At 63.2% G+C, this 24,670-nt stretch carries 21 protein-coding genes and 1 pseudogene; 9 read left to right on the forward strand and 13 right to left on the reverse strand.

Features of this window, described 5'->3' with window-relative positions; all coding sequences use genetic code 11:
• The 3 genes and pseudogenes from QZ378_RS05540 to QZ378_RS05550 form a co-directional block, all read right to left on the reverse strand.
• Positions 1 to 352: pseudogene (locus tag QZ378_RS05540) on the reverse strand (2-hydroxyacyl-CoA dehydratase); the annotation flags it as partial.
• Positions 353 to 402: 50 nt separating this feature from the next.
• Positions 403 to 1,152 (reverse strand): GNAT family N-acetyltransferase, encoded by a 750-nt coding sequence (locus QZ378_RS05545; RefSeq protein ID WP_291257583.1) that lies wholly within the window; start codon positions 1,150 to 1,152, stop codon positions 403 to 405.
• A gap of 5 nt (positions 1,153 to 1,157) precedes the next feature.
• Positions 1,158 to 4,106, reverse strand: coding sequence for an acyl-CoA dehydratase activase (locus tag QZ378_RS05550; RefSeq protein WP_291257584.1), 2,949 nt, complete (start codon positions 4,104 to 4,106; stop codon positions 1,158 to 1,160).
• Positions 4,107 to 4,417: 311 nt separating this feature from the next.
• Here QZ378_RS05550 and QZ378_RS05555 point away from each other — a divergent pair, with 311 nt between their 5' ends.
• From QZ378_RS05555 to QZ378_RS05565, 3 genes are all read left to right on the forward strand, one after another.
• Positions 4,418 to 5,017, forward strand: a complete 600-nt coding sequence (locus QZ378_RS05555) for a DUF1700 domain-containing protein (RefSeq protein WP_191379867.1) — start codon at positions 4,418 to 4,420, stop codon at positions 5,015 to 5,017.
• Entirely contained in the window at positions 5,014 to 5,886 is an 873-nt protein-coding gene (locus tag QZ378_RS05560) for a DUF4097 family beta strand repeat-containing protein (RefSeq protein WP_291257585.1), read from the forward strand. Before QZ378_RS05555 ends, QZ378_RS05560 begins: the two co-directional genes overlap by 4 nt.
• Before the next feature lie 164 nt (positions 5,887 to 6,050).
• Positions 6,051 to 7,940, forward strand: a complete 1,890-nt coding sequence (locus QZ378_RS05565; RefSeq protein ID WP_291257586.1) for an LTA synthase family protein — start codon at positions 6,051 to 6,053, stop codon at positions 7,938 to 7,940.
• Here QZ378_RS05565 and QZ378_RS05570 read toward each other — a convergent pair.
• The 8 genes from QZ378_RS05570 to feoB all read right to left on the reverse strand — a co-directional run bounded on the left by QZ378_RS05570 (position 7,937) and on the right by feoB (position 14,094).
• A complete protein-coding gene (locus QZ378_RS05570; protein ID WP_291257587.1) occupies positions 7,937 to 8,224 on the reverse strand; it encodes a hypothetical protein in 288 nt (95 codons plus the stop codon). The two genes, QZ378_RS05565 and QZ378_RS05570, sit on opposite strands and share 4 nt — an antisense overlap.
• 20 nt (positions 8,225 to 8,244) lie before the next feature.
• On the reverse strand, positions 8,245 to 8,718 hold the full coding sequence (locus tag QZ378_RS05575; RefSeq protein WP_291257588.1) for a hypothetical protein: 474 nt from the start codon (positions 8,716 to 8,718) through the stop codon (positions 8,245 to 8,247).
• Between the two features lie 108 nt (positions 8,719 to 8,826).
• Positions 8,827 to 9,657 (reverse strand): immunoglobulin-like domain-containing protein, encoded by an 831-nt coding sequence (locus QZ378_RS05580; protein WP_291257589.1) that lies wholly within the window; start codon positions 9,655 to 9,657, stop codon positions 8,827 to 8,829.
• Positions 9,658 to 9,759: 102 nt separating this feature from the next.
• Positions 9,760 to 9,984 carry a helix-turn-helix transcriptional regulator gene (locus tag QZ378_RS05585; protein WP_191379872.1) on the reverse strand — a complete coding sequence of 75 codons (225 nt, stop codon included), beginning with the start codon at positions 9,982 to 9,984 and terminating at the stop codon, positions 9,760 to 9,762.
• A 10-nt stretch (positions 9,985 to 9,994) separates the two neighbouring features.
• A complete protein-coding gene (locus tag QZ378_RS05590; protein WP_291257590.1) occupies positions 9,995 to 10,552 on the reverse strand; it encodes a DUF2975 domain-containing protein in 558 nt (185 codons plus the stop codon).
• A 67-nt stretch (positions 10,553 to 10,619) separates the two neighbouring features.
• Entirely contained in the window at positions 10,620 to 11,345 is a 726-nt protein-coding gene (locus tag QZ378_RS05595) for an NAD-dependent protein deacylase (protein ID WP_291257591.1), read from the reverse strand.
• Between the two features lie 131 nt (positions 11,346 to 11,476).
• A complete protein-coding gene (locus QZ378_RS05600; protein WP_191379875.1) occupies positions 11,477 to 11,638 on the reverse strand; it encodes a FeoB-associated Cys-rich membrane protein in 162 nt (53 codons plus the stop codon).
• Positions 11,638 to 14,094 (reverse strand): ferrous iron transport protein B, encoded by a 2,457-nt coding sequence (feoB, locus tag QZ378_RS05605; RefSeq protein WP_291257592.1) that lies wholly within the window; start codon positions 14,092 to 14,094, stop codon positions 11,638 to 11,640. Before feoB ends, QZ378_RS05600 begins: the two co-directional genes overlap by 1 nt.
• A gap of 224 nt (positions 14,095 to 14,318) precedes the next feature.
• Between feoB and QZ378_RS05610 the strand changes: the two genes are divergently transcribed.
• Both QZ378_RS05610 and QZ378_RS05615 read left to right on the forward strand, forming a co-directional pair.
• Positions 14,319 to 15,425: a phospholipase D-like domain-containing protein gene (locus QZ378_RS05610; RefSeq protein WP_291257593.1), complete on the forward strand. Its 1,107-nt coding sequence runs from the start codon at positions 14,319 to 14,321 to the stop codon at positions 15,423 to 15,425.
• A gap of 1 nt (position 15,426) precedes the next feature.
• On the forward strand, positions 15,427 to 15,861 hold the full coding sequence (locus QZ378_RS05615) for a PD-(D/E)XK nuclease superfamily protein (RefSeq protein WP_087241222.1): 435 nt from the start codon (positions 15,427 to 15,429) through the stop codon (positions 15,859 to 15,861).
• 34 nt (positions 15,862 to 15,895) lie between these two features.
• On the opposite strand, the gene QZ378_RS05620 is transcribed toward QZ378_RS05615, so the two are convergent.
• Positions 15,896 to 16,978 carry a hypothetical protein gene (locus QZ378_RS05620; RefSeq protein WP_291257594.1) on the reverse strand — a complete coding sequence of 361 codons (1,083 nt, stop codon included), beginning with the start codon at positions 16,976 to 16,978 and terminating at the stop codon, positions 15,896 to 15,898.
• Between the two features lie 459 nt (positions 16,979 to 17,437).
• On the opposite strand from QZ378_RS05620, the gene QZ378_RS05625 reads away from it, so the two are divergent.
• The 4 genes from QZ378_RS05625 (at position 17,438) to QZ378_RS05640 (ending at position 22,703) form a co-directional block, all read left to right on the forward strand.
• Entirely contained in the window at positions 17,438 to 18,361 is a 924-nt protein-coding gene (locus tag QZ378_RS05625) for a magnesium transporter CorA family protein (protein WP_242967181.1), read from the forward strand.
• Positions 18,362 to 18,493: 132 nt separating this feature from the next.
• A complete protein-coding gene (locus QZ378_RS05630) occupies positions 18,494 to 19,858 on the forward strand; it encodes a citrate/2-methylcitrate synthase (protein WP_291257595.1) in 1,365 nt (454 codons plus the stop codon).
• 128 nt (positions 19,859 to 19,986) lie between these two features.
• Complete coding sequence (locus QZ378_RS05635) at positions 19,987 to 21,927, forward strand: bifunctional UDP-sugar hydrolase/5'-nucleotidase (RefSeq protein WP_291257596.1); 1,941 nt, start codon at positions 19,987 to 19,989, stop codon at positions 21,925 to 21,927.
• 29 nt (positions 21,928 to 21,956) lie between these two features.
• Positions 21,957 to 22,703, forward strand: a complete 747-nt coding sequence (locus QZ378_RS05640; protein WP_291257597.1) for a class I SAM-dependent methyltransferase — start codon at positions 21,957 to 21,959, stop codon at positions 22,701 to 22,703.
• Positions 22,704 to 22,870: 167 nt separating this feature from the next.
• Here QZ378_RS05640 and QZ378_RS05645 read toward each other — a convergent pair whose 3' ends face one another.
• Entirely contained in the window at positions 22,871 to 24,499 is a 1,629-nt protein-coding gene (locus tag QZ378_RS05645) for a recombinase family protein (protein WP_291257598.1), read from the reverse strand.
• Between the last annotated feature and the right edge of the window lie 171 nt (positions 24,500 to 24,670).

Consider the following 24,670-nt stretch of genomic DNA (forward strand, 5'->3'; position numbering starts at 1 on the left):
CCTTGCGCAGCAGGTGGATGTAGTTGGAGGCCCGGCACCCGCCGCCGGTCTGGGTGATCATCAGGGCCACCTTGTGCAGGTCGTACTTACCGCTCTTGATGGCGTCGATGAGCTGACCGATCACCAGCAGGGCGGGGTAGCAGGTGTCGTTGTGGACGTACTTGAGGCCCTCGTCCACGATGCCCCGGTGGTTGGTGGTAAGCATCTCCACCTTAAAGCCCTCGGTCTCCAGAATCCGGGCCATGAGCCCGAAGTGAACCGGCAGCATGGTGGGGAAGAGGATGGTGTACTCCTCCTTCATCTCCTTGGTGAAGAGAAGGCGGCCGGTTTTGTCGTATACCAGTTCTGCCATAGAAATTGGATCCTTTCGTTGGAAGTACAGGGAAACGGGCGAAACGCCGCTTACAGGGGCCTGGCCCATACCTCCGCCCAGGCGGGGCGGAAGCCGGCGTTCCGGGCGGTGTTCAGAGAGAAGATATGGCTCTGGGCGGTGCCGTAGAAGGGAACGATCCCCCGGCGGAGCAGCTCGTCCTTCAGCAGGGCGGTGAGCCCGGCGGCCAGACCCTGCCCACGGTGGGGCGGCAGCACATTGACGCCGATCTGCCACAGCCGCTCCCCGTCCCGGCTGGCCCCCGCCATGCCGACGGGCTGTCCCCCTTCGTCCAGGGCGGCCACCGCCAGCATGTCCGGAAAGTCGGGCTGGAAGGCCAGGGCGTCCGTCCACCGGCCGTCCCCCCGAAACCGCTCCAGCTCCGCCTGTTCATACCAGGCCGCGGGAAATTCCGCGCTGGCCGGGGGGCAGGTCATATCGGGGGCGAAGAAGGGGTGGGCGTTGTTGACCGTCCAGCCCCAGGGGCGCAGGGCGTCGTCCATCTGCTTCAGGCAGGCGTAGTCCAGGCACCACTCCGGCTCCAGCTTAGTCAGGTGCTCCCGGGCCCAGGGGAGCAGGCATTCGTGGACGGCGAAGGCCGCCGCACCCCGGCGGATGTGCCCCAGGAAGAAGGGGTGCCCCGCCCGGTAGCGCCGCCGGCGGGAATCCTCCCGCCAGGGGGCCACGGTGACCCGGCCGGGGGCGTCCCACACGTCCGGCTCCAGGCCCAGGTCGGCGGCTAGCTGCCCGTCGATGACGGCGTCCAGTTCCTGTCGTGTCATATCGATCAGCCGTTGGCGGCCTGCTGGGCCTTGCGGGCATCCATGGCGGCCATGAGGGAGCGGACGCGGATCTTCACCGCGCCCAGGTTGCTGATGTCGTCGATCTTCAGCTGGGTGTACAGCTTGCCGCCCTCCTCCAGGATGTCCCGCATCTCGTCGGTGGTGATGGCGTCGGTGCCGCAGCCGAAGGAGACCAGCTGCACCACCTGCATGTCGGGCTGGGTGCACACATACCGGGCGGCGTTGTACATCCGGCTCTGGAAGGTCCACTGGTTGAGCACCTTCCGGGGGGCGTAGCCCTCCAGATAGCTCAGGGCGTCCTCCGTGACCAGCACGAAGCCGAAGGAGGTGATCAGATCGTTGATGCCGTGGTTGATCTCCGGATCGATGTGGTAGGGCCGGCCGCAGGCCACGATGATGGGCATGTTGTGGGCCCGGGCGTAGTCGATGTACTGCTTCCCGGTCTCCCGCACGTCGTGGACGTAGGCGTCGTAGGCCTCATAGGCCGCCTTGGCCGCCGCCTCGGTCTCCCGCTTGGGGATGGAGAAGTGCTCCTCCATGAGCTGGGCGATGCGCTTGGTAAAGTCCTTGTGCCGCCACAGCCCCACATAGGGGTTGAGGAACTTGGTCTGCTTAAGCATGGGCACGTTGGCGGCCAGCAGCTCGGGGTAGTAGGCCACCACCGGGCAGTTGTAGTGGTTGTCGCCGATGCCCTCGTCGTTGTTGTAGGACATGCAGGGGTACCAGATGGCGTCCACACCCTCCTCCACCAGGGCCTCCACATGGCCGTGGAGCAGCTTGGCGGGGTAGCACACCGTGTCCGACGGGATGGTGTGCTGGCCTTTCAGGTACAGCTTGCGGGAGGACTCGGGGGAGAGCACCACCTCGAAGTTGAGGCGGGTGAAGAACTCGAACCAGAAGGGCAGGTTCTCGTACATGTTCAGCCCGAAGGGGATGCCCATGCGGCCCCGGACGCCGTTTCCGTTCCCCTTGCCCTGGAGGGCACGGAGCTTTTTATATTTGTAATGCATCAGGTCGGGGTTCTCCACCTTCTCCTTGCCCAGGGGGCGGGAGCAGCGGTTGCCCGAGATGAAGCGCCGCCCGCCGTCGAAGGTGTTGACGGTGAGGGAGCAGTGGTTGGTGCACAGGTTGCAGGTGGCGGGCTTGGCGGTGTGGGTGAAGGCCTCCAGGGCCTTGGCGTCCAGGAGGGTGCTCTTGTCCAGGTGGAGGTCCCGGGCGTACAGGGCCGCGCCGAAGGCGCCCATGATGCCGGAGATGGTGGGGCGGGTGACCTCCCGGCCCAGCTCCTGCTCAAAGGCCCGGAGCACCGCGTCGTTGTGGAAGGTGCCGCCCTGCACCACGATGTGCTGGCCCAGATCGTCGGCGTTGGCCGCCCGGATGACCTTGTACACCGCGTTTTTCACGATGGAGATGGACAGGCCGGCGGAGATGTCCTCCACGCTGGCGCCGTCCTTCTGGGCCTGCTTCACGCTGGAGTTCATGAACACGGTGCAGCGGGAGCCCAGGTTCACCGGGTGCTTGGCCAGCAGGCCCAGCTTGGCGAAGTCTGCGATGCTGTAGCCCAGGGCCTTGGCAAAGGTCTCGATGAAGGAGCCGCAGCCGGAGGAGCAGGCCTCGTTGAGCATGATGGAGTCCACCGCGCCGTTGCGGATCTTGAAGCACTTCATGTCCTGGCCGCCGATGTCGATGATGAAGTCCACGTCGGGGTTGAAGTGGCGGGCGGCGCTGTAGTGGGCCACCGTCTCCACCAGGCCGGCGTCGCAGGAGAAGGCGTTCTTGATCAGATCCTCGCCGTAGCCGGTGACGGCGGCGCCCTTGATGGTAATCCGGCCGCCGCACAGGGAGTAGATCTCCTTCAGCTGCTCCAGCACAATGGCCACCGGGTTGCCCTGGTTGGAGTGGTAGTAGGTGTAGAGCAGCCCGCCGTCGGCGGTAATCAGGGCCATCTTGGTGGTGGTGGAGCCGGCGTCGATGCCCAGCCAGGCGTCGCCGGTGTAGGTGTGAATGTCCACCTCGGGGGGATGCATGGCGTTGTGCCGGGCCAGGAAGGAATCGTACTCCGCCTGGCTGTCAAACAGGGGGGGCATGGTGTCCACCAGGCCCACGCTGTCCACGCTCTGCTCCAGCCGCTCCAGCACCTCGTCGAAGGGGCGCTCGGCGTAGTCGGAGGAGCACAGGGCCGCGCCGATGCCGGCGAAGCAGTCGCCGTCCTCCGGGAAGATGGCGTGGGCCTCGTCCAGCTGGAGGCTCTCCACAAACCGCTGGCGCAGGCCCTTCAGGAAGTGGAGGGGGCCGCCCAGGAACACGATCTTGCCCTTCAGCTCCCGGCCCTGGGTGAGGCCGGCCACGGTCTGATCCACCACCGCCTGGAAGATGGAGGCCGCCACATCCTCCTTGCGGCCGCCCTGGTTGAGGATGGGCTGGATGTCACTCTTGGCGAACACGCCGCAGCGGGAGGCGATGGGATAGATCTTCTCGTGCTTCAGGCTCAGCTCGTCCAGCTCGTCCACGCTCACGTTCATGAGGGTGGCCATCTGGTCGATGAAGGCGCCGGTGCCGCCGGCGCAGGAGCCGTTCATCCGCTCCTCCAGGGCGCCGCCGAAGAAGATGATCTTGGCGTCCTCGCCGCCCAGCTCGATCACCGCGTCGGTGTCGGGTATGTACTGGTTGACGGCGGCGGCGGTGGCGTACACCTCCTGCACAAAGTCGATGTCCGCCGCCTTGGCCACGCCCAGGCCGGCGGAGCCGGTGATCACGATGCGGACCTGCTGCCCGGTCAGCTTGTCACGGATGGAGCGCAGGGTCTCCGCCGCCCGCTCCCGGGCCTTGGAGTAGTGCCGCTCATAGGAGCGGAACAGCAGCTTGTTCTGTTCGTCCAGCACCACCACCTTGACGGTGGTGGAGCCGATGTCAATACCGATACGAAGGCTCATGCAAGTCACCTGATACCTTTAACAAAATTTCGCACCGTACATAATATATCAAAATCTGATTTTTTACAACCCCAAAGTGGCAAAAACCAGGATGTTCCGTAGTCGGAAGGAACTGTCGGCGCAGGCATGCGCGGCCTCCGGACGGCCGATAACCCATAAAATATATATGATTTTAGGTAAAAATGCATAAAACCATGGCCGCGGCGGCGGTGGCAGCGGCCATTTTTATGGAATTTTAATCTTCTTTCAGTTTGCCCTTTCAGAAAAGCGTGGTACAATGGCTCCAGACTCAAGGAGAGGACGGAGCGCGTATGACACGTGACGAGTACCTGGCCCAGCTGCGGGCCCTGCTCACCGGGCGGACACCCCCGGATGAGCTGGAGCGGATTGTGGCCTATTATACCGAGTACTTTGACGAGGCGGGCCCGGCGGGGGAGGCCCGGGTGGTGCAGGAGCTGGGCACCCCGGCGGAGCTGGTGGGCCGCATCCTGGGGGCCAACCGGGTGCGGGAGACTCCGGCGGAGCGGACGCCCCCGACCCGGGGGAGCGGGCACAGCTCCCTGTGGAAGGTGCTGCTGGCCATCTGCGCCGCCCCCATCGCCATCCCGCTGATCATTGCGGCGGTGATTGTGGTGCTGGCCCTGGCTTTTGTGGTGGTCTGCGTGGTGGCCGGCGTGGCCATCGGCGGCGTGGTGGCCATCGGTGTGGGCATTGTCACCGCCTGGTCGGGCTTCTCGGTGCTGTTCAGCGCGGGCATGGCCACCATGATGTTCTTCTGCGGCATGGGCATGCTGTCCAGCGGCGTGGGCCTGCTGATGATCGCGGGCAGCTTCGCCCTGGGCGGCCTGTGCTTCCGGGCCATGGCCGGGGCCCTGAACCGTTGGCTGATGAGAAGGGAGGCGCGGGTATGAACCTGCCTGCAAAAGTGTGCCTGGGGGCCGGGGCGTTCCTGGCCATGTCCGGCGGCCTGCTGGCCCTGACGGGCTTCGCCCTGGGGGCCCAGACCCATCTGAACATGCCCTTCGGCGGCGGCTCCGCCGTGGCGGCCGAGACGCCTATGGTTCATGTGGAGGTCGCGGCAGACGAAGGGACGGCCACGGAGAGCTGGGTTCAGGTGCCGGCCTTTTCCAGGATTGAGGTGGAGCTCGATATGGGCAACGTATCTGTGATGCCCACGGGGGAGTACGACCTCTCCTTCAGCGGCGAGCACGCCGCCCTGCTGGACTATGAGATGGACGGGGACACCCTGCGCATCACCGGCACGGCCCTGAGTGCCATGGAATTCTTCACCTCCGGCGACGAGGCCGCCGTGACCATCGGAATCCCCGAAGATGCGTCCCTGGACGCCGTGGACATCCATACCGCCATGGGGCAGGTGGAGCTGGGGGGCTTCACGGCAAACAGCCTCACCGTGTCCACAGACCTGGGGAACGTGTCTCTGGACAGCGTGATGGCATCAGATGCCGATATCACCCTGTCCATGGGCGATCTGACGGGGTACTCCCTCACAACAACCGACTCCCTCACCGTGAAAAACGACATGGGGGACGTGTATCTGGACGGGGATTTCCAGGGGAATACGGATATCACCCTGTCCATGGGGGATCTGGACCTCACCACCTGGCAGTCCCTGGACACCTACAGTCTGGATCTGGACGTCACCATGGGTGATCTGTATCTGGACGGCTCCACCCAGTACGGCTCCGTCCGCCGGGAGGGCGGCCCCAACCAGCTGAAGATTGCCAACAGCATGGGAAGCGCGGACGTGTATTTCGGCTGAGCCGGAATGAGAAGGAGGGGTGCGCATGGACTGGCGCAAGGTTCTTCCCTGATGCCCCTGCCTCCCGGGTATGCCTTCCAAACCAAATAAAGCACGGGTCCGCCCTTGCGGCGGACCCGTGTTTTTGCTAAAATAAAAGATCAAGCGAAAGGAGGAGAGGCCACATGGAGCGGCTGGAGGGCGGCGGAGAGGGGCAGAGCTGGTACCGGCGCACCGACCCCCGGGGGCGGGCGCTGCTGATGGTGCTGCTGCCCCTGGCGGGGGTGTACCTGTGTCAGCTGGTTACGCTCCAGGACGGGGCGGCGGCCTGGGCGTGGATGGGAAGCCACATCCAGGCGGCGGGGTACACCTATCTGGTGCTCCTGCTGGCCCAGCTGCTGCTGGCCACCCTCACCGACAGCCTGCTGTGCGCCCAGCTGCTCACCACCCTGCCCTGCCTGCTCCTGGCCATTGCCAGCCACCTGAAGCAGGCGGTCAACGGCATCCCCCTGCTGGTCAGCGACCTGGCCATGGCGGGCCAGGCCGGCCAGGTGGCCGGCTTCCTCCGCCCCGGCATGAACCTGGGCGCGGGCACCTGGGGGGCCATTGGGGGGATGGTGCTCCTGTACCTGGCGGCCTTTGCCTGGTCTCATCCGGCCCGGCCCATGCCGTGGGCCCGGCGGCTGTCCGCCCTGGCCGTGCTGGCGGTACTGCTGGCGTGGGCCCTGCTCTCCCCGGCGTCCGCCGCCCTGCTGGCCGGGGAGGAGGGGGAGAGCCAGGCCATGCGCAATGACCGGCTGGGCCTGCTGGCCGGGCTGTACAGCGCCGCCCGGGAGAACACCATGGCCGAGCCCGACGCCTACAGCGAGGACGGCATGAACCGCATTCTGCTCCAGCTCAAGGCGGACGCGGAGGAGACCGGGGAGCCGGAGGCCGAGCCCAACGTGATTCTCCTGGTGTCGGAGAGCTTCTTTGACCCCACCCGCCTGCCTGGGGTGGAGTTTGACGCCGACCCCATTCCCAACTTCCACGCCCTGGCGGAGGAGTTCCCCACCGGCGCTTTCCTCTCCAACACCTACGCCGGGGGCACCGGCAACGTGGAGATGGAGCTCTTCACCGGCATCCCCTCCGCCTTCCTGGGGGCGGGGGAGTCCCTCACCAGCCTCCAGGATCCCACGGCCTACAGCCGGGTGCCCTCCCTGGCCCGTGCCTTCGGGGACGCGGGGTATGAGACCTTCTTCGTCCACTCCTACGGCGACATCCTCTACGACCGGGATATGAACATTCCACGGATGGGCTTTGACCAGCTGGTCTATCAGGAGGATTTCACCGTGGACAAGACCTATGCCGGCGGCTATGTCTCCGATGATACCCTGGCCGATCAGCTGATCGCCCAGTTTGAGGCCAAGGGGGACGGGCCCCTGTTCCTCTACGGTCTGAGCATGGAGAACCACCAGCCCTACTACGCCGGCAAGTTCGACACGTCCGCCCCGGTGTCTGCCGCGGCGGAGGGGCTGACGGAGGAGGAGCAGGGGGTGCTGGACGCCCTGCTCCACGGCCTGTGGGACGCGGACGCCGCCCTGGAGAAGCTGGTGGACTACTTCTCCCGGGTGGAGGAGCCCACCATCCTGGTGTTTGTGGGGGACCACCTGCCCGGCCTGTCCCTGGACGCCGGCGGCACCCTCTACACCAGCCTGGGCTATTCCTCCACGTCGGACACCAGCCAGTGGGCGCCGGAGGAGCTCAAACGGATGCACGCCACCGATATTTTGGTGTGGAACAACTATGGGGCGGAGCTGGAGCTGGGCGCCGAGACCAGCTGCACCCTGCTGGGCACCCAGCTGCTGGGCTGGGCGGGCGTGCCCAAGCCCCTGTATTTCCAGTGGGTGGACCGGGCCATGGACCAGATGCTGCTCTACCGGGAGCGGCTCTTTGTGACCGCCGACGGCACCCCCTGGCACGAGCCCACGGAGGACTGCGCCGCCCTGGTGGCGGACTGGAAGAATATCGTCTACGACATGCTCTACGGGGAGCAGTATATCACCCAGGCCCTGACGGAGCCGCCGGGGACTTAGCCTTTGCGGTGCCCCCGGAGCCAGGCCGCCCCGGCGAGGGCCAGGGTGCCCGCCAGCAGGAAGGCGGCGCAGAGGGTGAAGGCGTCCCAGGTGTCCTCGATGGCGGCAAAGTCCCCCTCCCGGAGCTGGACGCCGCAGTGGAGGATCACCAGAAACAGGGCGGCGGCGCAGCAGCCCAGGCTGAGGGGACACAGGCCCCTCCGGCGGCCCGCCAGGGCCGCCAGCCCCAGCCCCCAGGCCAGCAGTCCCAGAAGCAGGGGCCCCAATGTGGTCAGCAGATCCATGAAAACGCTCCTTTCTCCCGTCAGGTGTCCAGCTCCTGATAGTACAGGATGCCGGTGTCACTGTCGTAGACCGCGAAGGTGTAGTGAAAGGAGGCACGGGTGAGCATGCCGCCCTCTCCGTCCTCCTGACGATCCAGCAGGTACCACCAGCCGTTTTCCGGAATGGGCCAGTCCACCTCATCGGCGCAGTTGCCGTAGACCACCTCCTCCATGAGTTCATCCATGGGGAAGGGATTCCAGTACCCGCTGGGGTGGCTGGAGACCTCCTCCTCCACCGCCGCCCTGTCCTCCAAATCAAAGGTCAGTTCGATGTGGAGCAGGCCGTCCCCGTGGAAGCCTCCGTGGCTGTCCCCATACGTGACGGACAGCGGTTCCGGCAGGTCGATATCCAGGCTCCGGGCCACATAGTCCGCCTCGCTTTCCCGCCCGAAGCCGCCCAGCAGGAGCAGCAGCGCCAGGGCGATGGAAGCAATGAGCTTTACAGGATATAGCATGACACAATCCCTCCTGTCTGTCTCTGAGGATAGCACAGGAGGGATTGTTTGTCAATTTATTTTTATTGAATTTCGATATTTATTTTCTGATAGACAGGCTGTGTGGCGCTAAGGGATATCAAACTCGGCGGCCAGGAGATAATCGGTATCGGTTCCCTCCGCATTCTCACAGCCGACGTCGGGGAGCAGCCGGTAGTGCCCCGGCGGGAGGGTTCCGTAGATCCACTCCAAACCATAGTCCATCTCCGTGGGGACGCCTGTGGGGAGGAGACACGCCGCCAGTGGAAACTCATAGTTGCCGCATACCGGCGGCACGTGATACCATGTCCCGCCGATTTCCCGCTCCAGGGTGAACGGCAGTCCATAAGTCCACTCCCCGGGCCGGTTGGCGGTGAGAAGTACCGTGACGGCGTTGTCTGCCACGGAAGCGGTCTCTATCGTGATGTCATCCGTGTGGGGGATGCTCTGTTCCTTGCTGGCCGTCCAGGTGCCCTGGAGGTAGAAGTCCTCCTCGTCCCGGCTGCCTTCCAGATATGCGGCGGCATAGTCCATGGCGGCCTGGAGAGGGTCGGCCTGGGGCGGATTGCCCTCCGCCGGGTAAAGCGTGCCGGTCTCGTCCTGCCAGCCGATCACCTGCCACACATCCTCCTGCCCCTCCGGCTGGGCCAGGATGAAGGTATATCGCCGCTCATCGTCGTCCAGCCAGCCGCCGGGCCACCAGCTCACCTGCCGGATGGAAAAGAGCAGGGTGGGGTCCTCCTCCCAGGGGAGCGGATCTCGGATCTCCACAGCGGGGGAAGGGGTGGAAGTCCCGGTCGGGTCCACCGGGGTCTCTGCCTCCGGGGTGCCGGCGAAGGTGCAGGCCGCCAACAGTACCGACGCACCGACGGCCAGCACCGCGGCGGACCACAGTGTGCGGCAGGAAAAAACTCTGTCCATGGAAGTGCCTCCTTTGCTCCGTTTTTCCTCTTTCACCCAGTATAACAGGCCCGGCTGTCTTTGTGAACCGCTCTGACAGAAAAGAGCGGCCAAAGGCCGCTCTCAGGATGTTGATTCTTCTTGTTCCGGCACATACTCCAGCAGATCCCCGGGCTGGCAGTCCAGGGCCCTGCAGATGGCCTCCAGGGTGGTGAAGCGCACCGCCTTGGCGTGGTTGTTTTTCAGGATGGACAGGTTGGCCAGGGTGACGCCCACCTTAGCGGACAGCTCGTTGAGGCTCATCTTTCGCTTGGCCATCATCACATCCAGATTGACGACAATGGGCATACCGCACCCCCTAAATGGTCAGGTCGTTTTCCGCTTTCAGCTCCGCCGCCTGGCGGAACAGGGCGGACACCACCAGGCAGAGCAGGCCGCCCAGCAGAAAGATGGGCACAAACAGGGCGTTGTAGGTGAGCAGGGAGGCGATGGACTGATAGTAGAACAGCCCCCACACCACCCGGACCAGGGCGGCGGCGGAGATGGCGAAGCAGCACATCCCCGCCCGGCGGAGGCTGACGCCGTTCTCCCGCTGGAAGGGGTTGCCCGCCAGAATGGTGCCCAGCACCCGGCGGCCCTGCCACAGGATCACCGCCGTGCACACCCCGCAGAACAGCAGGAAGGCGGCCAGCACATCGGCATAGACCCCGTTTTGTCCCCACTGCCCCCACCCGCCGAACAGCAGCATGTGGAGGGTGTCGTCCGCGTCATACTGCCACCACTCCGCAAGGCCCTGGCGGACGCTAATATGCACCAGCCCGGGCACCATGACCAGGACGAATAGATTACACACGAACGTGATGGTGACCAGGATTTTCAGCACCCCGGCCAGCTTCTGTACGGCGGTTTTCTCCATGAGACATCCCTCCCTTTGGGGATATCATACTACGGAAGATATTGAATGTCAATAAAATAATATTGTTTTATACCGGGATGGCCCCCAGCACCTGGCCGATGGGCTGGTTGAGCACCAGGTCGGCCTCCCGGTCGTAGGGGGTGGGGCTCTTGTTGATGAGGGTCAGCTTACTGCCCCGGTAATAGTGGATCAGTCCCGCCGCCGGGTACACCGCCAGGGAGGTGCCGCCGATGATCAGCATGTCCGCCCGGGCGATGGCCAGCACCGCGGCCTCCATGGTCTCCTGATCCAGGGCCTCCTCGTAGAGCACCACGTCGGGCTTCACCACCCCGCCGCACACCGGGCACCGGGGCACGCCCGCGGTCTCCATCATGAAGTCCAGGCCGTAGAACTGGCGGCACTTCATGCAGTAGTTCCGGTGGACGGAGCCGTGGAGCTCGTACACGGTTTTGCTCCCCGCCGCCTGGTGGAGGCCGTCGATGTTCTGGGTCACCACCGCGTCCAGCTTCCCCGCCGCCTCCAGCTCCGCCAGCTTCAAATGGGCGGCGTTGGGCTGGGCGTCGGGAAAGAGCATCTTGTTGCGGTAGAAGCGGTAGAACTCCTCCGGATTTTTCTCGAAAAAGGTGTGGCTCAGGATGGTCTCCGGCGGGTACTGGTACTGCTGGTTGTACAGCCCGTCCACGCTGCGGAAGTCGGGGATGCCGGATTCCGTGCTGACGCCGGCCCCACCGAAGAATACGATGTGGCGGCTCTCGCTGATCCAGTCCTGGAGCTGCTTCTGCTTGTCGTCCATGAGAAGGCCTCCTTTGCAGTGGTGATAGGGTGCAGATCTGCCCGCACCGGGCCGACACACAGGTCGGCCCCTACGGCATGGATCGGAACATCTCCCGTAGGGGCGCACCTGTGTGTGCGCCCGACGGGTATCTACGATTTCCGGTGGCGGCAGCCGGTGTGGGGGCAGGAAGGGCACCCGCCGCAGTCGCAGCCCCGCTTGCCCTTGAGCTGCTGATGGAAGCGGTAGATAAGGTAGCACACCGCCCACACGATGAGGGCCGCCACGCCTATGTATATCAGATATTTTAGCATCAAATCACCCGCAAAACAAGGGAGCCGATCTGGTACACCAGGAAGGAGCCCAGCCAGGCGGCACACAGCTGCCAGCCGATAGAGGCCAGCGTCCACCTGGTGGAGTTCATCTCCTTGTGGATGGTGGACACCGCCGCCACACAGGGCACGTAGAGCAGGACGAACACCAGGAAGGAGTAGGCGGCCAAGGGGCTCTGGAAGGTGCCGCCCAGGGCGGCGGCGATGGCGGTGCCGCTGGCGGTCATGGAGAAGCCGTAGAACATGCTCATGGAGGACACCACCATCTCCTTGGCGATCAGGCCGGACAGGAGGGCCACCGCCGCCTGCCAGGTGCCGAAGCCCAGGGGGGCGAAGACGGGGGAGAGGAAGGTGCCGATGGTACCCAGAAGGGAGAACTCCTCCTGGGATACCATGCCGAAGGCGCCGCCCTCAAAGCCGAAGGACTGGAGGAACCAGAGCAGCACGCTCATGGCCAGGATCAGGGTGCCCGCCTTCACCAGGAAGCCCTTCACCTTCTCCCATACGTGGAGGGCGATGTTCTTCAGGGTGGGCAGGCGGTAGGGGGGCAGCTCCAGCACGAAGGCGGCGGGCTCCCCCTTGAACACCAGCTTTTTCAGCAGGATGCCCGAGACGATGGCGAAGATCAGGCCCAGCAGGTAGAGGGAGAACACCACCAGCCCGCCGTATTTGGGGAAGAAGGCGGCGGTGAGCAGGCCGTACACCGGCAGCCGGGCGGAGCAGGACATGAAGGGGACCAGCATGATGGTCATGCGCCGGTCCTTCTCGTTCTCCATGGTGCGGGCGCCCATGACAGCGGGGACGGTGCAGCCGAAGCCCATGAGCATGGGGATGAAAGCCTTGCCGGACAGGCCGAAGCGTCGCAGCAGCCGGTCCATGATGAAGGCCGCCCGGGCCATGTAGCCGGAATCCTCCAGGAAGGAGAGGAACAGGAACAGGATGGCGATCTGGGGCAGGAAGGTGAGTACGCCGCCCACGCCGGCGATCACGCCGTCCACCAGCAGGGCCTCCACCCAGGGGGCGGTGCCCGCGGCGGCCAGAACCGAGCGGACGGCCCCGGCGAAGTAGCCGCTGATGAGCACGTCCACCCCGTCGGAGAGGGCCTGCCCCGGCCCGAAGGTGAGGGCAAACATGGCCAGCATCATCAGCAGGAATACCGGAATGGCCAGGAACTTGTGGGTGACGATGGCGTCGATCCGGTCGGACAGGGTGGGCGCGCCCAGGGGGCGGCCCCGGCGCACGCACTGGGACACCACCTCCTGGATGAACTGGTACCGGGCGTCGGCGATCAGGGTCTCCCGGTCGCCCAGGTCGTAGGCCCCCTCATACTCCCGGCAGATGGCCTCCAGCCTGTCCTCCTCGTCTTTGGACAGGCCCAGGGCCTTTTTCACCAGGGAATCCCCCTCGATGAGCTTGATGGAGGCCCAGTGGGCGGGGATACCGGCGGCGTAGGCCTTGTCGTGGATCAGCTCGCCCACCTTGTGGTGGATCTGGTGGGTGAAGTCGTCGTACAGATCGTCGGGCTCCACGGTGACGCCTACGTGCATCTGCCGGTGGGCCTCCTCCAGCAGCTCCTGGACGTTTCTGCCCGACCGGGCGGTGATGGGGATCACCGGCACGCCCAGGGCGCGGGAGAGCCGCTCCACATCGATCTTGTCCCCGTGCTTCTCCACCTCGTCCATGAAGTTGAGGGCGATGACCATGGGCCGCTCCAGCTCCAGCAGCTGGGCGGTCAGGTACAGGTTGCGCTCAATGTTGGTGGCGTCGATGATGTCGATGATGGCGTCGGGGCGCTCCCCCACGATGAAGTCCCGGGCCACGATCTCCTCCATGGAGTAGGGGGAGAGGGAGTAGATGCCCGGCAGATCCACCACCGTCACCGGCTTGCCGTCCACCTCGGCCCGGCCCTCCTTCTTCTCCACCGTCACGCCGGGCCAGTTGCCCACGTACTGGTTGGAGCCCGTCAGGGCGTTGAAGAGAGTGGTCTTGCCGCAGTTGGGATTGCCCACCAGGGCCAGCTTCATCTCCCGGGTGTCGTGGCTGGCGTAGTCGGGCACGCCGCCGTGCTCGGCGGCCTCGTGGGCGTGGTCGGCGTCCATCCGGCGGAGGGTCTCCTCGTCGGGAATGTGCTGCACCATGCCGATGCGCTGCTTCCGGGTCTTGGCCCGCCGCTCCCCCTCCTCGCCGGTGGCCACCTGGATCTGGGCGGCGTCCGCCTTGCGCAGGGAGAGCTCGTACCCCCGCAGGTTCAGCTCCAGCGGGTCGCCGAAGGGGGCCACCTTGCGCACCGTCACCTCCGTGCCGGGGGTGAGGCCCATGTCCACCAGCCGGCGCTTCACCGGCCCGTTCTCATTGCCCACCTGGAGAATGATCCCCCGCTGGCCGGGGGCCACGTCCTCCAGGGTTTTCCTCGTCTGTTCCGTCTCTGTCCTCGTCATATGTTCATCCACCTAAAGCAAGTTTTATCAACCTAACTTTTAGTATTATACTATGGTGATAGGACATGCGCAAGAGACGGGCATTGCCGTTTTCGCCAAAAATTTCAGGCGGAATGCGGGGGAAGATGGACAGGGCGGGGCGCCGGATATCCGGGCTTGACCGGGGAGGAGGGATGCGCTATGATGGGAATATCCGGACGGAAAACAGGAGGGGGAGAAGGAATATGACAGAGTTTATCGCCTCGCCCATGTTCGCGCGCTGGTTTCTGCGGCACCCGCCCCAGCGGAGCCTGCTGCTCTGCTCTCCCTTCCTCCGCGGCGGCACGCTGGAGCGGGTGCTGGAGTTCGTTGGATTCCCGGAGCTGCGGCCGGAGATGGAGCTCAAGGTGCTCTTCCGGGGGCTGAAGCGGGACTTCCTTCAGGGTGCGTCCGATCTGGCGGCGGTGGAGCTGCTCAGGCGCATGGAGCGGCAGTGCGGCGGCCGGGTGGAGGTGCGCCTGCTGGACAATCTGCACATGAAAGCCTATCTGGTGGACGGGAAGCAGATGCTGATCACCAGCGGTAACTGCACCAGCCGGGGGTTTGAGCGGACGGGAACCGAGGGCAACGTGGAGGGCGGTATTGCCACCGACGACCCGACGGTGGTTGCGGACTTCCTGTCCTATTTCGACAGCGTGTACGCCGCCGCCCTGCCCCTGTCCGCGCGGGTGGGCGAATATCTGGATCCGGAGTTCCAGGACCAGGTGCTCCGGGCGTCGGCGCATCCGACCGCCGGGGAGCGGCGGCACAGCTATGCCGTCCCGCGGGTGAGCGGCCCTTCCGTGCCCGCCGGGGAGCGGGAGGAGCGCGATACCGGGATCCCACAGCACTATACCCCGGAGGCCATGGAAAAGACGCTCCGCTTTCTCTACGGGCACCGCAGCGCGCCGGCGTCCGCCACCAAGACCCGGCTGGCCCAGGTGCTGGGCAGCCGGGCGGTGAAGCAGAGCGACCGGAACCGCAAGCTGTACGGGGTGCTGAAAAACCTGCAGCTGCTGGGGCTGGCCCAGGCGGGCCGCATGGAGGGAGAGCCGCTCCCCGCGCTGACGCCCCTGGGAATACGCTATATGGAGGGCGGCCCGGAGGAGCGGCGGAAGCTCCTCCGGCGGCGGGTGCTGCTGCTGCCCTGGTTCTCCGAGGTCATGGAGCTGGACCCGGAGGGGAGGCCATCGGGGCAGGCGCTGCTGGACTATCTGTGCAGGGCATACGGCTACAAGCCCAGCTCCGCCAAGCGCTATGTTCCGGCGATAAAGCACATGCTGGCCGCCTGCGGCTTTGGAGAGGAGGACTGACATGCCCAACAATGGAAATCGCTTCCGGCACGCCCTGGCGGAGTATATCCGCAGCTGGGGGGACGGGCTGGAGGTGGCGGAGGAGAAGTACATCGGCTGGCGGTTCATCGGCACGCCGAGAAAGCTGGACGTGGTGGTCATGAACCCGGTCAACTGCCGCTCCATGGCCATCGAGGCCAAGCTGCAGGAGACCAGCGGTTCGGCCTTTGAGAAGCTGAGCTACGCCCTGGACGACTGCATCGCGGCGCCCATCCCCTCCATCATCGTCTTTTCCGGCAAGTACATCCGGGACGACATGAAGGCCAAGCTGATCTCTTCCGGCTGCGGCATCGAGGTGGGCTTTCAGGACGGTATGGTGGAGGACAGGCACCTGCTGCTCAAGCAGAGAGTCTATATTGAGCTAGGGATGAATTATTTCCACTTCCTACGGCCATAAAAAGGTGCGGGCAGGATAGCTCCTGCCCGCATGTTTACTGCCCGCCCCGGCGGTCGAAGCGGATGTCGAAGTATTTCCTTGCAATGTCGGGATGGTCGTGCTCGAACTGGGACATGTAGCGGTAGGCGGAGCTGTGCAGGCCGTTGGCCTCACAGAACTGCCGGAAGCTCTTCTTCTTGAGAAAGTTGGGCTGGTTGCACCACCGGGCCAGGGTGATGAACATCCCCTTGTAGGGGGACTGGTTGTAGTACTCATGGCGCATGATGTAGGGCAGGCACTGGTATTCCATCAGGATGCGGATGCGCTCGAAGATGGAGGCGATCTCCTCCGCCCCCTGGGACTCAAACCCGGAGAGGACATAGAGCTTGGTGGACTTGTCCGAGTACCGCCGCCAGATCTCCAGGCCCTTCCTGACCTGCGGGGTGTCGCTGATGTGGTCGAAGGCGAAGATGTAGTCCCCGTGGTACTTCACCCTGGCCAGGCGGCGGGACTTCTCCTCCGTCATCAGGCGCACGTCCAGCCCCTGGCGGAACTGGAACCGGCGGCCGGTCTCCTCCAGCTCGTCGATGACCTCCTGCCACCTGGGGAAGCCGAAGAACTGGTCGTCCCACAGATAGATGTGCTTCCGGGAGGGGTCAAAGAACTCCTTGACGGGCGAGTGGCGGAACACGTGGTCGTACTTCTGGTTGACGCAGAAGGGGCACTTGCGGAAGCAGCCCCGGGTGGTGAAGCCGATGCTGTAGTCCATGTAGTCGCTGTAGGTCTGGGCCTTGATGCCCCGGGCGATCTGCTTGCCCACGTACTCGTCATACAGGTGGTAGTCGGGCATATGGTGCTCGATCTCGTGGGGGAGATCCTCGGCGTCCATCCAGAAATAGCCGGTGCCGCCGATGTGCAGGTTGGGATAGTCCTTGGGATCAATGGGCACCTTGGTAAAGTCAAACACCCGGGAGAGGTAGACCTCGTCGTATCTGGGAATGGCGAAGTAGTCCTCCAGCAGGGTGACGTTGTTTCCCAGCTCCTTCTGATAGCCGCTGATCTTCATCAGGGCCAGGTTTGGGTGGCGGGTTCCGTTGTCCAGCAGATCCGCGTCGATAATGCCGATTTCTTTGCTCATGGTTTCACCGTCCTTACCGAAGAGTATAGCAAAGCGCCGCCGCGCTGTCAAGATCCGATCTCCGGGGATCATTTTCGAAATGATCCCCGGAGATCCGGCGGGAATCGCGGGGACAGGAGGGCGAAAAAATTTCGCGGCGGACGTTTTGCTTGCAATCCGGCGGGGACGGGCTTATAATAGGGAGTGCTGGAACAGGAGCCGGCTGTGCTCCTGTCAGCCGAATCAGACAGAGAAACAAAAGGAGTGATATGCGCCGTGAGCGGTGACCCTGTGAGTCGAGAATGTCCCATACCCAGCGCGGCGCATTGGCCCTTCGGATGACCGGATCCCTCGGTGCACCCGTACGCCTGTGTCGCCGTTTGGCCTGCCCGGGAAGCCCCGGCGCGGGCGGCAAAGACAAAGCGTGCGGGGATTTTTATGCCCATTTGGGCCTCCCGCGCCAAGAAAGGCGTGATACAGTTGCTCTCTATCCACAAGACCATCAACGGAAAGATGACCCGCCTGGATTCCGTTCAGGACGGCTGCTGGGTCAACCTGACCTATCCCAGCGAGGATGAGCTGAACACCGTGGCGGTGACCCTGGGGGTGGAGCCCTCCTTCCTGCGGGCCGCCCTGGACGAGGAGGAGACCTCCCGCATCGACACCGAGGACGGGCAGACCCTCATCATCATCGATGTGCCCGCCGTGGAGAAGGACGACGCGGTGGAGTACTCCACCCTGCCCCTGGGCATCATCGTCACCCAAAAGCACATCATCACCGTCTGCCTGAAGGAGTCCAGCATCCTCCGGGACTTTCAGGACGGCCTGGTGCGCAACGCCGAGACCCAGAAGCGCACCAGCTTCATCCTCTATATGCTCCTCCAGGTAGCCAAGCGCTTCCTCCAGTACCTGAAGCAGATCGACAAAATCTACAACTTCATGGAGCGGCAGCTCTACAAGTCCCAGCGGAACAAGGAGCTCATCCAGTTGCTGGATCTGGAGAAATCCCTGGTCTACTTCAACACCTCCCTGAAGGCCAATGAGGTGACCCTGGAGAAGATCCTCCGGGGCCGCATCATCACCCTGTACGAGGAGGATCACGACCTGCTGGAGGACGTGCTCATCGAGGTGCGCCAGGCCATTGAGATGGCCAACATCTACTCCTCCATCATCTCGGGCATGATGGACGCCTTCGCGTCGGTGATCTCCAACAACCTGAACGTCACCATGAAGGTGCTCAGCTCCATCACCATCCTGCTGGCCATTCCAAACATCATCTTCGGCTTCTACGGCATGAATGTGTCCGGACTGCCTCTGGATCAGTTCTTCTGGTTCCCGCTGGCCCTCACCGGCGGCATCATCTTGCTGGCCGCCATTGTGCTCAAGCGCAAGGATCTGCTCTGAGCCGGCAGAGGAAAGTTTTTCCGCCTTCATGATTTGGTAACATTTCTGTGTTAAACTGATTTTCACATATTGGAAGCGGAAGGGCGGCTGCCGGCCGTCCCGGCATACGTAAGAAGAGAATGGAGGTTTTCTATGGCGAGCAACCCGAACTATTGCGACATCACCCCTGAAATTGAGGCCCTGGCGGCTCAGTCCCTGAAGCACAGCAGCATTGATCCGGACGACTATGTCAAGTATGACGTGAAGCGCGGCCTGCGCGATCTCAACGGCAAGGGCGTCCTGGCGGGCCTGACCGAGATCTCCGACATTGTGGCCAAGAAGATTGTGGACGGCAAGGAGGTTCCCTGCGAGGGCGAGCTGTATTACCGGGGCATCAATGTGGAGCGCCTGGTGGAGGGGGCCCTGAAGGAGGGCCGCTTCGGCTTTGAGGAGACGGCCTATCTGCTCCTGCTGGGCCGCCTGCCCAACGCCGCGGAGCTGGAGAGCTTCCAGAAGCAGCTGGCCTATTACCGCACCCTGCCCAATAACTTTGTGCGGGATATCATCCTGAAGGCGCCCAGCCACGACATCATGAATTCCCTGGCCCGCAGCGTGCTCAACCTGGCCTCCTATGACGACCAGTGCGACGATATCTCCCTGCCCAACGTCATGCGGCAGTGCGTCCAGCTCATCTCCCTGTTCCCCATGCTCAGCGTCTACGGCTACCAGGCCTATACCTATAAGAGCGGCAGCAGCCTGTACATCCACGCCCCCCGGCCGGAGCTGTCCACGGCGGAGAACATCCTCTCCCTGCTGCGGCCCGACTCCTCCTATTCCTTCTGGGAGGCCCACGTGCTGGACATCTGCCTGACCCTCCATGCCGAGCACGGCGGCGGCAACAACTCCACCTTCACCACCCACGTGGTCACCTCCTCCGGCACCGACACCTACTCCTGCATGGCGGCGGCCCTGGCCTCTCTGAAGGGCCCCAAGCACGGCGGCGCCAACATCAAGGTGGTGCGCATGTTCGAGGACATGAAGGAGCACGTGAAGGACTGGAAGGACGAGGACGAGGTGCGCAGCTACCTCCAGGCCCTGCTGGACAAGAAGGCCTTTGACAGGGCGGGGCTGATCTACGGCATGGGCCACGCGGTCTACTCCCTGTCCGACCCCCGCGCCAACCTGTTCAAGAAGTTCGTGGAGAAGCTGTCCCGGGAGAAGGGCCGCACCGAGGAGTACGAGCTCTACTCCATGGTGGCCCGGCTGGGCCCCGAGGTCATCTCCGGCGAGCGGAAGATGTACAAGGGCGTGTCCGCCAACGTGGACTTCTACTCCGGCTTTGTGTACCACATGCTGGATTTGCCCCTGGAGCTGTACACCCCCCTGTTTGCCATGGCCCGCGTGGCGGGCTGGAGCGCCCACCGCATCGAGGAGCTCATCAACATGGGCAAGATTATCCGCCCGGCCTACAAATATGTGGGCACCCACGCGGACTATGTCCCCATGGCGGAGCGCTGATTCAGATACCCCAAGAGACCGGCGGCATGGCCGCCGGCCTCTTTTTTTCGCATTTCGACGGATTTTGCCCCGGGGGGCTTTCTTTTTTTTCGAAAGTATGGCAAACTAGGGGAGAAGGAGGGAAGACCATGCCGCATCCGCGTTGGAACCGCCTGGCCGCACTGGGCCTGGCGCTGATTCTGCTGGCCGGCGCGCTGATATCCCCGGCCTCCGCCGCCGCGCCCACCTACGAGAGCACCATCCTGTTTACCCACGACACCCACGACCACTTCCTCCCCATGCCCGACGCAGACGGCGGGGAGAGCGGCGGCTACACCCGCCTGGCAACCCTGATCCAGCAGGAGCGGGAGGCCCACCCGGACGCCCTGGTGCTGGACGGCGGGGACTTCTCCATGGGCAGCCTGTTCCAGACCATCTACGCCGCCGAGGCGCCGGAGCTGCGGGCCCTGGGCGCCATGGGATATGACGTGACCACCCTGGGCAACCACGAGTTTGACTACCGCTCGGAGGGGCTGGCGGACATGCTCAACGCCGCCGTGGACAGCGGGGATCCCCTGCCCGCCATTGTCCAGGCCAACTGCATCCGCCCGGAGAGCGGCAGCCTTACCGAAGCCTGGAACCGCTACGGCATCGGGGACTATATGATCCTGGAGCGGGGCGGGGTCAACTACGGCATCTTCGGCCTCATGGGGGAGGTGGCGGACAGCAACGCCCCCATGTCGGGGGTGGAGTTCGAGCCCATCGCCGACGCAGCCAGGCGCACCGTGGCCGCTTTGGAGGAGGAGCTGTCCGGCCGGAACGAGCCCTATTTCATCATCTGCCTGTCCCACAGCGGCACCGACGGCAGGGGGAAGGGGGAGGACTACCAGCTGGCCAGGAAGGTGGACGGCATCGATCTGATCATCTCCGGCCACACCCACACCACCCTTACCGAGCCCATCCGGGTGGGGGACACCCTGATCGTCTCCGGCGGGGCCTATACCGCCAACCTGGGCTCCATCACCATCTCCTGGAGCCCCAACGGGGACAAGGAGATCCTGGACTACCGCCTGATCCCCGTGGACGAGACGGTGGCGGAGGATCCGGCCATGGTGCGGATGGTAAACACCTTCCAGCCCCTGGTGGAAGAGCAGTATCTGGACGACTACGGCGTGGGCTTCGACGAGGTCCTGGCTGTATCGGACTTCTCCTTTACGCCCATTGAACAGCTGGGCGAGGAGCAGCGGGAGGACACCCTGGGCAATCTGATCGCCGACTCCTACGTCTACGCGGTGCAGCAGGCGGAGGGGGCGGACTATGTGCCCGTGGACTTCGCGGTGGTGGCCGCCGGGGTGATCCGCGGCTCCTTCCAGGCCGGGGACATCACCACCTCCGACGTCTTCAACGTGTCCTCCCTGGGCTCCGGGGCGGACGGCACGCCGGGCTATCCCCTGATCTCCGTATGGATCACGGGGAAGGAGCTGAAGGACGCCTTTGAGGTGGACGCCTCCGTGTCCCCCCTCATGTCCGAGGCCCAGATCTACGGCGCGGGCATGACCTGGTCGTGGAATCCCCGCCGGATGATCTTCAACAAGGTGTACGACTGCGCCCAGGTGCTGCCCGACGGCTCTGCAGTGCCCATTGAGGACGACAAGCTCTACCGGGTGGTCACCGGCCTGTACACCGGCCAGATGCTGGGCACCGTCAATGCCCAGTCCTACGGGATTCTCACCATCACCCCCAAGGATGCCGACGGCAACGTGATCACCGACTTTGAGGAGCACATCATCCACAACCCCAACGGCTCGGAGGTAAAGGAGTGGTACGCCCTGGCCTCCTATCTCCAGTCCATGGGGACGGTGGACGGGCGGTACGCCGCCCCCGAGGGGCGCAAGACGGCCAACCCCACCTGGAACCCCCTGAACCTGCTGCGCAGCCTGAACCTGTTTGGCGTTCTGGCGGTAGTGCTGGTGGTGCTGGTCATCACCCTGGCGGTGTTCCTGGTCTGGTGGTTCGGCTTCCGCCGGCGGAGCCGCCGGTATGGCTCCCGCCGCAGGAATCAGAGCGGGTACCGGCCCTACCGGGGCTGATTCGCTGCTCAGAGAGGAATCCATATGCAATGAAGGAAAACAACTACGATAACCCGGCATTTTTTGAACAGTATGTCCGCTTTCCCCGGTCGGTGCAGGGCCTGTCCGCCGCCGGGGAGTGGCACGAGCTGGAGCGCCTGCTGCCCGGCTTCTCCGGCAAGCGGGTGCTGGATCTGGGCTGCGGCTTCGGCTGGCACTGCCGGTATGCCTCCGACCACGGCGCGGCGGCGGTGATCGGGGTGGATCTGTCGGAGAAGATGCTGGAAAAGGCCAAGGCCGACACCCACGACGAGAGCATCCACTATGTCCGCGCCGCCATGGAGGACGTGGACTTCCCGCCCGCCTCCTTTGAGGTGGTGCTCAGCTCCCTGGCCCTCCACTATGTGGAGGAGCTGGAGCCCCTGGTGGGGCGGATCTACGACTGGCTCACCCCCGGCGGGGACTTCGTGTTCTCCTGCGAGCACCCGGTGTTTACCGCCGAGGGCTCCCAGGAGTGGGTCACGGGCCCCGACGGCGCGCCCCTATACTGGCCGGTGGATCACTACTTCGCCGAGGGGCGCCGGACGGCCCACTTCCTGGGCTGCGACGTGATCAAGTATCACCGCACCCTGACCACCTATGTCCAGACCCTGCTGAGTGCGGGCTTTGTGCTGAGGGCCCTGGTGGAGCCCAGGCCCGACCTCCGACTGATGGACGTGCCCGGCATGGCCGACGAGCTGCGCCGGCCCATGATGCTGATCCTGGCCGCGCGGAAACCGGGGCCGCCCGGGTGCTGACCCGGCGCTCCGGCCTGAAGCATATGAAAAAAGGAAGGACATCCTCCGGATGTCCTTCCTTTTGGTGGAGATAAGCGGGATCGAACCGCTGACCTCTTGAATGCCATTCAAGCGCTCTCCCGGACAGCGTATGTGCTTACCTCTTGGCATTGCTGAAATAGGGGAATCTAGGCTGAAATGTTGAGTCCCAGTAGAAATTGTTCAACACTGATCGAAAACTTGATTTTCAGTTCGTATCCTCGGAATACGTCTACTCGTTCTATGAGCTGGCACACAATCATTTTTTTGACCTGAATACTGGCCGTGTCATAGATACTGGCCCAGCTGATAAACTGATTATACGTGCCCTGAATTTCATCCATGATTTTTTCGGCATTTTCTGACTCAGACTGGGCCGCTTGGTAAGCCTCCTTGAGGTGAGCACATTTCTGCTCCAGTTCCTGAACGATATTGCTCAACAAGTCCAATGGGAAGGCGCTTTCTCCATTGACCGCCTTTACAATTTCATTTCTCAACCCCTGTAGGTCACTCTCGGCCTTCTGATATTCACGCTGGGCTTTGCGGGCAATGGCCTTTTGCTCCCCGAGTTTAGCGGCGTAGCTTTCGGACAAGACCTCGGCCCTTGACAGGCAATTCACCCGACGAAAAATCTCATGGATAATATCCTCTATCATGCCATCCAGAATATGCAGCGTATAGCCGGTTTGACCGCCGCACGGCTCATGCTTCCTGGTCTTTGTCTGGCAGACATACCGAACCCGGACGGGATCAGTGCCATCACTCCGGGGGCGTCCCTTCCCGTTTGTGGTGAGGGATAGCCGAGCACCGCAATGTCCGCAGAACACGTTCCCTGCCAAGAGGGACTGGCCCTTGATGTTCATAGGTACATGGCGGATACCCTCGTAGCTTTTTGACCGCTGCTTTGTAATCTCCTGGGCTGCCTGGAACATCTGCTGGTCGATGATCTGCAAATGGGGGAGAACCTTGGACCGGCTTTCTCCGCTCCGCAAAATACCGATGTAGGTTATATTTTTGATCATGCCCCGGATACTGGATGGATGCCAGTTGTGCCCGGAACGGTTTTTGATATTCAGGCTGTTCAGCAGATTGGCAATACTTTGGGCACCGCGTCCTTCTTCCACATACTTTTCAAAGATCATACGGACTAGCGGGGCCTCGTCCTCATCGATTACCAGATCGAACAGTTCATGGCCCTTCTTGTTTACGCGGCCCTGGCGCACCAGCTTGTATCCGTAGGGACAGGTACCCCCTGTATAAAAGCCGTCCTCTACAATTTGCCCCATGCGGGTTGACGTGCGGATAGAGGTCTTTTCACTCTCGCCGTCTGCCTGCCAAAAACGGATATAGTTGGTGAGTTTGTCCGTATGGCTGTCAAAGCGTTGCTCACCCTCTTTGACGCTCCATACCTGGATACCGTTTTTCACGAACCACTCCACGACAAAAGGGGTCTCATCCGCGATGCGGCCGATGCGGTCAAACATGAACACAAGAAGGATGTCAAACTTTTTTTGTTTGGCTGCTGTTTTGATGAGCTGTAGCTTATCACGATTTTCAGCCCGAACCTTATGACCGGAGATACCTTCCTCCTGCTCTTCGTGGATGATTGTCCAGCCCATTTTCTCTGCAAAACGGTGGCAGGCTTTCCGCTGCATGGGGATATCTGCCTCGTTCTTTTCGTCGTGGTCTACCTGCTGATTCGTGGAGACACGGTACAGGCACCAAACCCTCTTTCCGATCAAAAGCGGATTGTCCGTGTCGCCGAAGGCCAGATCCATGTTTGGTAAGCTGCTCAATACGTTGTACGGGATTACACTCGTTTTATTCATATCAATCTGTCCTCTCCGGAATATTGCGTAGTATGGGGCAGCAGATTGATATATCCGCTATGAAATTTTCAACGCCTCATGAAATGCCATCACAGCTGAGAATGAAAATATAGTCTGTGC

It is taken from the genome of Flavonifractor sp. (assembly GCF_019422385.1).
GTDB lineage: Bacteria > Bacillota > Clostridia > Oscillospirales > Oscillospiraceae > Flavonifractor > Flavonifractor avistercoris.

Coding starts and splice junctions, on each gene's coding strand:
- QZ378_RS05600 (WP_191379875.1), bottom strand. CDS start 11,638: ATGCTAAAATATCTGATATACATAGGCGTGGCGGCCCTCATCGTGTGG.
- QZ378_RS05585 (WP_191379872.1), bottom strand. CDS start 9,984: ATGCCCATTGTCGTCAATCTGGATGTGATGATGGCCAAGCGAAAGATG.
- QZ378_RS05645 (WP_291257598.1), bottom strand. CDS start 24,499: ATGGATCTGGCCTTCGGCGACACGGACAATCCGCTTTTGATCGGAAAG.
- QZ378_RS05575 (WP_291257588.1), bottom strand. CDS start 8,718: ATGCTATATCCTGTAAAGCTCATTGCTTCCATCGCCCTGGCGCTGCTG.
- QZ378_RS05555 (WP_191379867.1), top strand. CDS start 4,418: ATGACACGTGACGAGTACCTGGCCCAGCTGCGGGCCCTGCTCACCGGG.
- QZ378_RS05550 (WP_291257584.1), bottom strand. CDS start 4,106: ATGAGCCTTCGTATCGGTATTGACATCGGCTCCACCACCGTCAAGGTG.
- QZ378_RS05620 (WP_291257594.1), bottom strand. CDS start 16,978: ATGAGCAAAGAAATCGGCATTATCGACGCGGATCTGCTGGACAACGGA.
- QZ378_RS05580 (WP_291257589.1), bottom strand. CDS start 9,657: ATGGACAGAGTTTTTTCCTGCCGCACACTGTGGTCCGCCGCGGTGCTG.
- feoB (WP_291257592.1), bottom strand. CDS start 14,094: ATGACGAGGACAGAGACGGAACAGACGAGGAAAACCCTGGAGGACGTG.
- QZ378_RS05630 (WP_291257595.1), top strand. CDS start 18,494: ATGGCGAGCAACCCGAACTATTGCGACATCACCCCTGAAATTGAGGCC.
- QZ378_RS05545 (WP_291257583.1), bottom strand. CDS start 1,152: ATGACACGACAGGAACTGGACGCCGTCATCGACGGGCAGCTAGCCGCC.
- QZ378_RS05570 (WP_291257587.1), bottom strand. CDS start 8,224: ATGGATCTGCTGACCACATTGGGGCCCCTGCTTCTGGGACTGCTGGCC.
- QZ378_RS05560 (WP_291257585.1), top strand. CDS start 5,014: ATGAACCTGCCTGCAAAAGTGTGCCTGGGGGCCGGGGCGTTCCTGGCC.
- QZ378_RS05635 (WP_291257596.1), top strand. CDS start 19,987: ATGCCGCATCCGCGTTGGAACCGCCTGGCCGCACTGGGCCTGGCGCTG.
- QZ378_RS05610 (WP_291257593.1), top strand. CDS start 14,319: ATGACAGAGTTTATCGCCTCGCCCATGTTCGCGCGCTGGTTTCTGCGG.
- QZ378_RS05615 (WP_087241222.1), top strand. CDS start 15,427: ATGCCCAACAATGGAAATCGCTTCCGGCACGCCCTGGCGGAGTATATC.
- QZ378_RS05595 (WP_291257591.1), bottom strand. CDS start 11,345: ATGGACGACAAGCAGAAGCAGCTCCAGGACTGGATCAGCGAGAGCCGC.
- QZ378_RS05565 (WP_291257586.1), top strand. CDS start 6,051: ATGGAGCGGCTGGAGGGCGGCGGAGAGGGGCAGAGCTGGTACCGGCGC.
- QZ378_RS05640 (WP_291257597.1), top strand. CDS start 21,957: ATGAAGGAAAACAACTACGATAACCCGGCATTTTTTGAACAGTATGTC.
- QZ378_RS05590 (WP_291257590.1), bottom strand. CDS start 10,552: ATGGAGAAAACCGCCGTACAGAAGCTGGCCGGGGTGCTGAAAATCCTG.